The following is a 10,292-nucleotide window of genomic DNA, read 5'->3' as shown; positions in this document are numbered from 1 at the left end:
TGTCAACCGCCGGCCACCCGCCCCTTTCCCCGCAGCGTCCGCCGGCTCACCCGGCCCGCCCCGCCGCAGCCGCGTCCCGGAACGGAAATCGGAGCTGACAGCTATCAGACGGTCACCCGTCGGAGTCGATGTCGAACTTCGCGCGCAGCGCGGCGGCCTCCCCGGTCCGGCCGAGCGCGGCCAACGCCTCGGCGAGCCACCAAGCAGCCCGGGCTGCCAGGTCGGGGCGCTCGACCACGGCATCGAGCATCGTCCGCAGCACCGGCTCCGCCTCCGCCGGCCGATCCAACCGGACCAGCAGTTCGCCGGTGAGCAGGTCGACATGCTGCGCATCACCGGGCGCCCCCGTCGACCGGAGGTTGTCGGCGACGCCGGACAGTCGCCCCAACGCCTCCTCCGGCCGATCGACGGCGAGCAGTGCGCGGGCCGCCGTCTCGGCCAGCAGCGCCCGCTCCCGTCGGAGTGCGGCAGCGGCCGGAACCCCGTTCTCCGCCGGCTCGCCGAGCGGCACCGCCGCACCGGCCGTCGGGGTGGTGGGCGCGACGTCCGGTGGGGCCAGTGCCGCCGCCACCCGGTCCGCACGGTCGAGCGCCGCCACCGCCGCGTCCGGATCCGCCGCCCAGAGCTGGGCGGAAATCTCGCGGCGTCGGGTACGCAGTTCGTCGATGCCCCGCTCCGCGAGCCGGTACACCGTCGCCGCCGCCGCGAACCGCTGCGCCGCGAGACCGTCCCGGTCCTGCCGGTAGAGCAGGTCGCCGGCTTCCTCCAGCACCCGCCCCCGCCAGAGGAGATTGTCCGGGCTGTCCAGGTTGCTGGCTAGTTCGTCGAGCAGGGCCAGGGCCAGGTCGTACTCGTGGAGCGTGGCGTAGACGGCGGCGAGCAGATGCCGACAGCGGTCCGCGTCGGCCTGCCGGCCGAGCCGCTTCAGCTCACCGATCGCCTCCTCGGCCGCCTCGGCCGCCTCGGTCAACATGCCGGCCTGCTGGTACGCCTCCGCCAGCTTCCAGCGCAGGTGGGCCGCGCCGTCCGCGATCCGGTACTGCACGCTGAGGGCGACCGCCTCCACGAGATCGTCGACCGCCTCGGCCGGCCGGTCGACCAGTAGCAGGGCCCGGGCCCGAAGACTGCGGGCCTGCAACACCGTCTCGTCCGTCGCCGTCCGTACCGCCTCGTCCCAGGCCGCAATCGCCTCGGCCGGCTCCTCGATCGAGTCCGCGTAGCGAAGGCAGGCCGTGGCGAGGTAGTCCGCCGGTCCGCCGAGTTCGAGGAGCAGATCCCGGGCCTGCCGGGCCGCCTCGTTGGCCTCGACCCGCCGACCGAGCAGGTCCAGGAAACGGGTCCGGCGCAGCGCGATCCGCGCCAGCAGATGGCGGTCCCCGGCACCAGCAGCCTCGACCTCGGCCCGATCCGCCACCTCCAGCGCCTCGGTCGTACGCTCCACTTTGAACAGAACGACCGACAGCCGGTCGTACCCGCCGGCCCGGGCACCGGCGTCGCCGTGTTCGGCCAGATAGTCGGCCGAACCCTGCGCCAACGACAGTCCCTCGGCCGGATCGTCCGCCAGCGCCAGCAGCACGCCCAACCGTCCCGCCACGATCTGCTCCCGGACCGGATCCGGAACCTGGCGGTGCAGCGCGATCGCCTCCCGACTCGCCGTCACCGCACCAGCGGGATCGTCGACCGTCTGCCGGTGCAGGGCCCGCAGCTCGGCCCGCCGGGCCAGCACCGACGGCTCCAGGAAGGCGTGGTCGAACCGTTCGTCGAACGTCCGCAGCGCGCTCGCCAGGTGATCGTCCCGCCGGGAACGCAGCCACCGCTCCTCGATCAGTTCGAGCAGCCGGATCGGGGGGACGTCGACCGGCAGGTCCGGCGCCGTCGTTCCCCGGTCGGGGACCGCCAACTGCGCAGCCTCGGAGGCCGCCAACTGCGCAGGCGCGGAGGCCGCCGACTCCACAGGCGCGGAGGTCGCCGCCGGAGGAGAGACCGGTTCCGCCTGGGCGGACGCGGCGGTGGGCCCGACAGGGCCGGCGGCCTGGCGTGCCGCCGTGGCGGACAACGGCAGATAGTCGCCGATCGGCTCCAACGACAGATGATCGGCCACCAACCGCGACTGGGTCGACGTGCCGTTCCGGGCATCGAACCGGGCCGCCAGGTCGTACGCCGTCGTGGTCAGCTCTTCCGCCAGCACCGTCACCGGCACCTCGGCCACCGGCCGGTCCCCGTACGCCGGCCGGTGCACGGTCAACGACCCGTGTCCGGCCGCCGCCAACCGTCCGAGCAGCAGCGCCGCTCCGGCGGCGAAATCCATCGCGGCACCCGGGGACGGGGGACGGTCCAGCCACCCCAGGTGCCGCTCCACCAGCTCCAGGCCGCGCGGCTCGTTGCCGGTCAACGCGCAGAACGTCACGTGCTCGCCGATGTCCCGCAGATCGGCCACGTTGCTCCGATGCCGGCGGTACGCCCGCAGATGCGCCTCCCGCGCCTCCGTCCGCCGTCCCGTGTGCAGGTACGACCGCAGCAGGGTGGTGAGCACCGTCTGGGGTTGCATCGCGCAGCCGAGTCTGCCGGTCAGCACCGGCTCCGCGAGCGCGACCGCCTCCTCGTGGCGCCCCATCGACGCGAGGTAGTCGATCTGGGAGGACGGATCGCAGCCGGCGCAGTCGGAGAGCTGGTTCCGTGGAGTGGTGAGCCACCGCCGGTACCACTGCTCGGCCTCGTCCATCGCACCCAGGTGCCGGGCGACCCGATGCCGTCGCTTGTAGACGGCCTGGAGACCGTGACCGCCGTCCCGGTACCGCCGCTCCATGTCGTCCAGCACCGCGTACGTCCGGTCCAGCGGCACCTCGGGAAAGTTCAACAGGCTGTTGATCATGTATTTGAACTGCCGGAGGAGGTTGTGCTCGTTCCGCTGGTGGTACGGCTTCGGCGGCCCGTCGAAGTCGGCCAGGCACCAGGAGAAGGTGACGAACGAGCGCCCCGGCTCCCCGCCGAACACGTAACTGTCGGTGCCGACCACCCGGGCCACGAAGGCGAACTCGTCGTCGCCCTCCGCGTCCGCCTGCCGAATCAGCTGCTCGACCGCGGCGATCTGACCCGCGCCGTACGGCATCTCGGTGACCCGGTGCAGCGCCCGCCAGATGTCCCTGTTGTCATTTTCCACTGTGCTCACTCCTGCCCCGGCACGGCCCGCCCGAGCAGACCGAGAAACGAACTGTTGAGCAGGGCCGCGTCGGCCGGCCGGATCGGGTGGTAGCCGAGCAGCAACGCCTGGCCGTACAGGGCCTCCACGGCGAGACCGACCAGTTCCGGATCGCCGAGCGCGGTGATCCGGCGGACCAGCGGATTGCGGTGGTTGAGCACCAGCTGCGGGCGCTCCGGTGGGCCGGACGCGGCGAGCGCGTCGAGTACCCCGGCCCACGTCTCGTCGGCCCGCTCCCGGGTCGACTGCAACTGCTCGTGGAACGCCGCCGAACGGCTCACCAGATAGAGGGCCGGCAGCGACGCCGGGGCGTACGACCGCAGCACCACCTCACAGCCCAACCGGTCCAGCGCCCGCTGCGCCGCGCTCAGGAACGGTCGGACGGCCAGCTCCACACCGGGATCGAGGACTTCGAAGCGGGTCGTCAGGTCGTTCGGCTCCAGCCGCTCGACCAGCACCGAGCGGTCCACCGACGGCAGCCGCTCGATGATCTCGGTGTCGTAGGTGTAACCGGCGTTGACCACCGCCAGATCCTGTGCCGCCGCCACCGCGGCGAGCTGACGGAACTCGTCGATGGTGGCCGCGTACCGGATCAGGCCGTGCCGCTCGCGGAACTCCGCGAGCGTCGTCCGCCCGGTGTTGGTCTCCATCGGCCACCAGCGCTCGACCAGCCGGAGCATCTCGTCGTCGTGCAACGCCAACGCCTTCACCCCGAGGTGGTGCACCTGGAGGAAGTCGGCGAGCCGCCGAGGATCACCGCCGGCCAGCCGCACCAGCCAGCCACGGAGCTGGTCGCCGAGCGCCTCGCGGGTGCTTTCGAGCAGACTGTCCTCGTACAGCGCCTCCCGGCTGGCGGTCGGCCGCAGCTCGCCGGAGTCGACGACGCAGCGGGCGAAGAACGCCCAGTCCGGCAACAGTCCCTCGGCGCCCTCGGTGAGCAGCATCCGCTTCAGGTAGACCCGGTGCCCGGCACGGGCCGCCGGATTCACCGGTGCGGGCAGCACGAAGGCCGCACCCGTCAGCCCGGCCTCCGGCACCGACAGCGGTACGACGTCGAACGGGGTGAAGCCGAGGACGTCGCGGGCGTACCGGACGAGCCGGTCCCGACGGGCGGCGGCGGAGGTGCCGGCGGGCGCCGACCACGGCGGCGGACCCGTGGTGGTTTCGATCCCGCCGACGAAGACCTGGATCGGCAGCAGCGAACCGAACAGGCCGGCCAGCTCCGTCACCGTCGACTGGACGAACCACTGGTCGGCGTCCCGGCGCGGAACCAGGGTCACCGTCGTACCGATCTCGTCCCGCGCCGCACCCTCGGCGGCCAACTCGACCCGGTAGCGGCCGTCGGCGTAGCCGGTCCATGCCACGGTCGGCGCGTTCCCGTGCCGGGTCTGCACCCGGACCTCGTCGGCGACCATGAAGCAGGAGAGCAGGCCGATACCGAACTGGCCGAGGAACTCGTGCCGGGCGAAGCCCAGTTCGTCCCGCTTCGAACTGCGTCCGATGGTGGCGAGCAGTTCGTGCACCTGGGCTTCGGTCAGACCGATGCCGGTGTCGTGCACCCGCAGCGTGCCATCTCCGGTCAGCTCGGGCGGCTCGATCCGGACCACGGCCGGTGCCCCAGGATCGGTGGCCCGACGGGCGGTGACCGCGTCCGCCGCGTTCTGCAACAGCTCCCGGACGTAGACCCGGGGACTGCCGTAGAGATGGTGACTGAGCAGGTCGACCACGCCGCGCAGGTCGACCTGGAAGGTCCGGTCCACGATTCTTCACTCCGTCCGACACCGGGATGTCCCTGGTGGCCCCGGCCGATGCCGGCGCCCACCGTACCGGTCCGGACTGACGCTCCGCCTCCTCCTTTCATGCCCCCCGGGCGGCCCATCGTGGCGGCGCGGAACGCCCCGGACGCCACGGGTCACTTGACCCTCGACCCGGTCGAGGCGGCATCGTCGGCCGTCCGATGTCCCGACCCGATCAGTAAGGAAGGGCCCCCTCTTATCGCTTTCTGTAGAAGAAGGGTCCCCTCCTAACAGCTTGCGAGGACGGCAGGAGCCATGACCGATACGACGATCTCGATGCCGGCGGACGGGGGCGACGGGCGGAGGGCCCCGACGGACGGGGGCGACGGACGGAGGGCCCCGACCGACGGGGGCGACGGGCGGCCGGGCGTCGCGATGCTCGGCGGCGTATTCGGTCGACTGTGGACAGCGGCGGTGGTCTCCCGGCTCGGCGACGCGCTGCGCAACCCGGCACTGGCCCTGCTCGCCGCGTCGGTCACCCGCGATCCGCGTGCCATCGCGGCGGTGGTGGTCGCGGGCCAACTGCCGCCACTCCTCTTCGGCCTGCTCGGCGGGGTGTACGCGGACCGCTGGGACCGGCGACGGACGATGGCCGCCTCGGACGCTCTCCGGGCCGCCCTCGTCGGCGGATTCGCGCTGCTGGTCGCCACCAGCGAGGTACACGTCGCCGTGCTGGCCGGCTGCGCCTTCCTGCTCGCCGCCCTCGGCACTCTCTTCGACGCCGCCGCGTTCGCGATGCTGCCCGCCCTCGTGCCGGCGGACCGGCTGGCCGTCGCCAACGGCCGGCTACAGGCGGGTACGGCGGTAGCCGGTGGACTCGTCGGTGCCCCGCTCGCCGGAGTCCTCTTCGCGGTCGGGGCCGCCGTGCCCTTCGCCGTCGACGCCGTCACGTTCGCCGTCGCCGCGCTGCTGGCCCTGACCCTCCGGCCGACGGTGGGCTCGCTCCGGCCGCCGGCCTCCCGCACGCCTGACTCCGCGACGGCTCGCCGACGTGTCGCCTGGCGCGCGGCCGGTGACGGGTTGCGCTGGATCTGGCGCGACCGGACGCTGCGGCGGATCACCCTCCTGAGCATGGTCACCAACATCGCCATCAGCGGCCTGATCGCGGTCATCGTGCTGTACGCGCTGGACGTGCTGAAGGTCCCCACCACCGGCTACGGACTCTTCATGTCGGCGGCGCTGTTCGGCGCGCTGGGTGGTGGGCTGCTCTCGGGCCGGATCGCCGCCCGGCTCGGCACACTGCCCGGCCTGCGCTGGGTGCTGGTGGCTGAGACGCTGGCGGTCGCCACGCTGGCGGTCGCCCGTCATCCGGTGCCGGGCGCCATCGCGCTCGCCGTCTTCTCCGCCGGCACCGCGAGCTGGAACGCGCTCTCGTCGGCGTACGGCCAGCGCAACGTGCCCGCCGAGATGCTCGGACGGGTCGGCAGTGCGCAGCGTACGGCAGGCCTGCTGGCCGCCCCGGTCGGTGCGGTGGGAGCCGGGTTCCTCGGTTCTGCCGCCGGACTACCCCCGGTGCTGTACGCGGCGGCCGCCGTCTTCGCCGTGGTCACCCTCTCGTCCTGGCGCGCACTCCGGTCATGACCGACCTACCCGCGCCGAGGTCCCTGCCGGAACACCCCGGCCGGTGCGCTCCGGCCGAGGTCCAGCGGTGCCTGGACTCAGCGCTTCTCCACCTCGGCCGGGGCCGGCGCAGTCACCTCGGTTGGGGTGCCGTAGCCGTCGAAGGTGGCCTCCAGGTCGAAAAGCATCACCCCGGCCGAGCTGCTGACCTTCAGCCGATCCGGATGGCGGTCCTTCGTCAGCCGCATGACCACGTCCAACACGCTCGCGCCCATCTGTCGGCCCCAGCCCTTGACCTCCGGCCCGACGCCGTCGAGATCCAGATACCAATAATCCGTCCGGTAGGTCTCGCCCGTACCCTCACCGGCCGGGCCCGGGGTGCTCCGCACCTTTTCCGACTCCGGTAGGCCCTGGTCGAGCAGGAAGAGCGGGTCGAGCAGCCGCGACATCACCAGCACGAACCACTCGGGTGCGATCGGCTTGCTCGGGGTGGCCGCCCAGTTGGGATTGATGGCGAACCAACGCTTGCCCGCTGGCGGTTTCCACTGGGACGAGCGCATGTAGACGGCCTTGTCGACCGCGATCAGTTGACCTTTGATGGCGGTCTCGGTGTCGCCGGCCGAGGCGCGGTAGCTCCAATCAACCACCATTGACCGCTGGGCCACCACCTCGGCCTTGCCGATGAGCGTCCCACCGAAGAGCGTGCCGCCGCTCTGCCGGGCCTCGAAGGACACCCGCAGCGTCCGGGCGTCCTTCGTCGCCGTCGCGGCAGCCCGCAACGCCACCTGTCCCGGCGGGCCTTCGGGCTCCCCTCCCGGGCTCGGCAGCTGGCAGCCGGTCATCGTGACCACCGCGACGGCGGCAAGCAGCGCACCAGCGGACCGGTACGTCCGAGCCATCCTGTTCCCCGTTCCGACAAGTCGGTGAATGCTCCGTGCGAGGGCGGATGTTATCAGTCGATGCTGAGGGCGGCTGGTTCGAGGAACGGTGGCCCGCCCGGTGGTACCCCCGGCAGAGCTCGCGTCTGATCCGCCGGTGCCGGTCGTCCGAGCGTGACTGGGGGACATCCGGCTGTCCCGGTACCGCCGTCGGGCTGCCCCCGTGCTCTACGCCGCGACCGCCATCTTCGGCACGGTCACCCTCGTCTCCTGGCACTCACTCCGCCCCCCGTCCTCTGATCACCTCAGCACGTAAAGTTCGGCCTGCTATCACCGTGCTATCACCGGCCGAACTTTACGTGCTGGCATGATTCCCGGATGCGTTCCTCGGTCGCGGCGGTGTACGACATGGTTTCCGGACTCGTGCCGTCGGACGAGGTGGAGGCCGAGCACCGGTCGGACACGCTGCGCTGGCTGCGGAGCACCGATGACGTGTTCCGGCGGGTCAAGCCGGCCACCCCGCCCCGGCACCTGGTCTCGTACGTGGTGCCGGTGGATCCGGCCGACGGCGGTGTGCTGCTGGTCGACCACGTCAACGCCGGGCTGTGGCTACCGCCGGGCGGGCACGTCGACCCGGACGAGCACCCCGCCGAGACGGCTCGCCGGGAGGCCTACGAGGAGTTGGGCGTACCGGTCGACAGCGGGCTGCTCGGAGCGGAGCCGGTCTTCGTCACCGTGACGCGTACCGTCGGGATCGACGCCGGGCACACCGACGTGAGCCTGTGGTTCCTGCTCCGGCTCGACCGGGAGCGGCAGCTCTCGCTGGACAGCGGCGAGTTCCGGGAGGCGCGCTGGTGGTCGCCGGCAGAGGTCCGCGACGCCGATCCCACCCGCTTCGATCCGCACTTCACCCGCTTCTGGTCGAAGCTCCAGCGGATCCGCTCCTGAACCGGGCGTGACGCCGCCGGTCAGCGCGTCCGGACCTGCCGGACGAACGACCGCCACGCCTGCGGGGCGAAGACCAGCGCCGGACCCGTCGGATCCTTGCTGTCCCGCACCCCGACCACCCCCGGCAGGTTGTCCGCCACCTCCACGCAGGCGCCACTTGCCCCGTTACTGCGAGTGCTCTTGCGCCAGACCGCTGCCGTCAGTTCCATCGCTCCGCCGCTTCTGATATCAGCTTGGTGGACTGGTGGTGCGGCAGCGCCTCGCTCCGGATGGACTCCCACACCTTGGCTATCCACATTACGTCGGCCGCGTCCTGTACCAGTTGCCCGCGTAGATAGTTGTCCAGGAAGGCGACGTTCTCGTCGCCGGGCAGTGTGGCAACGATGAACGGTCCGGTCAGGCCGCCATAAGCTCCGACCGGGGTTGGCACGACCTGGATTCGGACGTGCGGCATCACCGCGGCGATGTTGACCAGGTGCGACAACTGCTCTCGCATGACGTCAGGGCCGCCAACGGGCCGATGCAACAGCCCTTCGTCCAGCACCGCAGTCATCTGCGGGGGCTTCTCCTTCCCAAGTACGGCCTGCCGCTCGATACGGGCAGCGACCCTGGCAGCCACCTCGTCGGCGGTGAACACTCCCATGCTGGCGAAAATGGCCCGCGCGTACTGCTCGGTCTGCAACAGCCCCGGCACTACCGCGTTCTCGAACCAGCGAAACGACTCGGCCTTGCGTTCGATTTCGATCCACTCGCGGAGCCAGGACGGCTCGCCGTCGAGCTTGAGCTTGATGACCATGCGCTCGAAGAGGCCGCCGGTCTTCAGCGCCTTGTCTGCCCCTCGGACGTACTCGCGGGTCAGCGCCCGGGTGCCCGTCTCGACGGCACTCACCTGGGAGGCCGAGAAGTTGGCACCCCGGCCGAACCGGTCCTGAGTCATCCCGGCGGTCATTCTCGCCCGGCGGATCTCATCGATGATGAACTCGATCATTGGTTGCCGTGTCTCTGTCATAAATCCCTCCGCAAGTCAATGGATCCGCTCCACAGTTCGCCTCGGTTCGCCACTTCTGCTTAGGCCATTCGCGCAGGTCATGACGGGTGCGATGCGCGCCTTTCGAGATTAGGGGACGCCAGTCCAGAGTGGAAGGCAGCCGAACCGCCCGGGGTCTGAATAGGACGGGCGGAACCGCGCGGGGCCGTTCCGTTCGGCATCGGAACGGCCCCGCAGCCAGATTCGATCAGGAGAACGGAAAGAAAGGATGATCGATGTCCAAACGCCATCGCCTACCCGTCCGGCATTACCGTGCCTGGTACTTCCTCTGGATCTTCTGTTTCTGCGGTCGCCGCTGGCGCTGTCCACGTACCGTCTCGGCACCGCACCGCCCGGGGCCACCGCCGGCACCCCGCCCGGCGCTCGTCCGGGTACCGCCGGATCCGCCGCCACCACCACCGGCCCGAGCCCGACACACCAACGGCGGCCCGGTCTGGGAGACGGCTACCCGGGCCGGACACCCGTACCGGACCGGGCGCACCCGGCAGGCCGAGTACCGGTGACCGGGACACCTCGATGTACGGCCCCCACGCGCGGTTCCGCCCGCACACACCCGCACGACCGTCGTTCCGATGCCGGACCTGCGGCGCGCCCTGGCCCTGCCAACCCGCCCGGCTCGGCCTGCTGCGCGCCTACCGCGACAACCGGATCGGCCTGCTGGTCTACCTGGCCAGCCAGCTCCAGCACGCGTTACAGGACCTGCCGGGCAGCGACCCTCGCGAACTCTCCGCCCGGATCGTCTACTGGCTCCCCCGCTCCTGACCACGCCGACCGACGACCCGGGACGACCAAGATTCTTGGCAACCTGTGGTGCGCTGCGGACCGTAGTTCGCCAAGGATCTTGTAACCGTCCGAGGTAGGGC

At 71.3% G+C, this 10,292-nt stretch carries 9 protein-coding genes; 4 read left to right on the top strand and 5 right to left on the bottom strand.

What is annotated here, in order from left to right:
* Positions 1–112: 112 nt before the first annotated feature.
* Together I0C86_RS35385 and I0C86_RS35380 are read right to left on the bottom strand one after the other, a co-directional pair.
* Positions 113–3,160 (bottom strand): ATP-binding protein, encoded by a 3,048-nt coding sequence (locus I0C86_RS35385; RefSeq protein ID WP_323374043.1) that lies wholly within the window; start codon positions 3,158–3,160, stop codon positions 113–115.
* Between the two features lie 5 nt (positions 3,161–3,165).
* On the bottom strand, positions 3,166–4,959 hold the full coding sequence (locus I0C86_RS35380) for an HSP90 family protein (RefSeq protein WP_196205664.1): 1,794 nt from the start codon (positions 4,957–4,959) through the stop codon (positions 3,166–3,168).
* Positions 4,960–5,250: 291 nt separating this feature from the next.
* Here I0C86_RS35380 and I0C86_RS35375 point away from each other — a divergent pair, with 291 nt between their 5' ends.
* A complete protein-coding gene (locus I0C86_RS35375) occupies positions 5,251–6,576 on the top strand; it encodes an MFS transporter (protein WP_230395319.1) in 1,326 nt (441 codons plus the stop codon).
* A 77-nt stretch (positions 6,577–6,653) separates the two neighbouring features.
* Here I0C86_RS35375 and I0C86_RS35370 read toward each other — a convergent pair whose 3' ends face one another.
* Positions 6,654–7,454 (bottom strand): hypothetical protein, encoded by an 801-nt coding sequence (locus I0C86_RS35370; protein ID WP_196205663.1) that lies wholly within the window; start codon positions 7,452–7,454, stop codon positions 6,654–6,656.
* Between the two features lie 357 nt (positions 7,455–7,811).
* Between I0C86_RS35370 and I0C86_RS35365 the strand changes: the two genes are divergently transcribed.
* The gene (locus tag I0C86_RS35365; RefSeq protein WP_196205662.1) at positions 7,812–8,381 is read left to right on the top strand and encodes an NUDIX hydrolase; all 570 of its coding nucleotides are present in this window, start codon (positions 7,812–7,814) and stop codon (positions 8,379–8,381) included.
* Between the two features lie 20 nt (positions 8,382–8,401).
* Here I0C86_RS35365 and I0C86_RS35360 read toward each other — a convergent pair whose 3' ends face one another.
* Together I0C86_RS35360 and I0C86_RS35355 are read right to left on the bottom strand one after the other, a co-directional pair.
* The gene (locus I0C86_RS35360; RefSeq protein ID WP_196205661.1) at positions 8,402–8,590 is read right to left on the bottom strand and encodes a DUF397 domain-containing protein; all 189 of its coding nucleotides are present in this window, start codon (positions 8,588–8,590) and stop codon (positions 8,402–8,404) included.
* Positions 8,581–9,369: a helix-turn-helix domain-containing protein gene (locus I0C86_RS35355; RefSeq protein ID WP_196205660.1), complete on the bottom strand. Its 789-nt coding sequence runs from the start codon at positions 9,367–9,369 to the stop codon at positions 8,581–8,583. Before I0C86_RS35355 ends, I0C86_RS35360 begins: the two co-directional genes overlap by 10 nt.
* Before the next feature lie 275 nt (positions 9,370–9,644).
* Between I0C86_RS35355 and I0C86_RS35350 the strand changes: the two genes are divergently transcribed.
* A complete protein-coding gene (locus I0C86_RS35350; RefSeq protein ID WP_196205659.1) occupies positions 9,645–9,932 on the top strand; it encodes a hypothetical protein in 288 nt (95 codons plus the stop codon).
* A 13-nt stretch (positions 9,933–9,945) separates the two neighbouring features.
* On the top strand, positions 9,946–10,191 hold the full coding sequence (locus I0C86_RS35345; protein WP_196205658.1) for a hypothetical protein: 246 nt from the start codon (positions 9,946–9,948) through the stop codon (positions 10,189–10,191).
* Positions 10,192–10,292: the final 101 nt, after the last annotated feature.

This window comes from Plantactinospora alkalitolerans, assembly GCF_015690345.1.
GTDB classification, from domain to species: Bacteria; Actinomycetota; Actinomycetes; order Mycobacteriales; family Micromonosporaceae; genus Plantactinospora; species Plantactinospora alkalitolerans.
Note: the sequence above shows the minus strand (reverse complement) of the source record. Positions and strands in the feature narration are given on the sequence as shown.

What these genes read in the sequence shown, in the direction of transcription:
- I0C86_RS35375 (WP_230395319.1), top strand. Translation starts at nt 5,251, where the DNA reads ATGACCGATACGACGATCTCGATGCCGGCGGACGGGGGCGACGGGCGG.
- I0C86_RS35370 (WP_196205663.1), bottom strand. Translation starts at nt 7,454, where the DNA reads ATGGCTCGGACGTACCGGTCCGCTGGTGCGCTGCTTGCCGCCGTCGCG.
- I0C86_RS35365 (WP_196205662.1), top strand. Translation starts at nt 7,812, where the DNA reads ATGCGTTCCTCGGTCGCGGCGGTGTACGACATGGTTTCCGGACTCGTG.
- I0C86_RS35360 (WP_196205661.1), bottom strand. Translation starts at nt 8,590, where the DNA reads ATGGAACTGACGGCAGCGGTCTGGCGCAAGAGCACTCGCAGTAACGGG.
- I0C86_RS35355 (WP_196205660.1), bottom strand. Translation starts at nt 9,369, where the DNA reads ATGATCGAGTTCATCATCGATGAGATCCGCCGGGCGAGAATGACCGCC.
- I0C86_RS35350 (WP_196205659.1), top strand. Translation starts at nt 9,645, where the DNA reads ATGTCCAAACGCCATCGCCTACCCGTCCGGCATTACCGTGCCTGGTAC.
- I0C86_RS35345 (WP_196205658.1), top strand. Translation starts at nt 9,946, where the DNA reads ATGTACGGCCCCCACGCGCGGTTCCGCCCGCACACACCCGCACGACCG.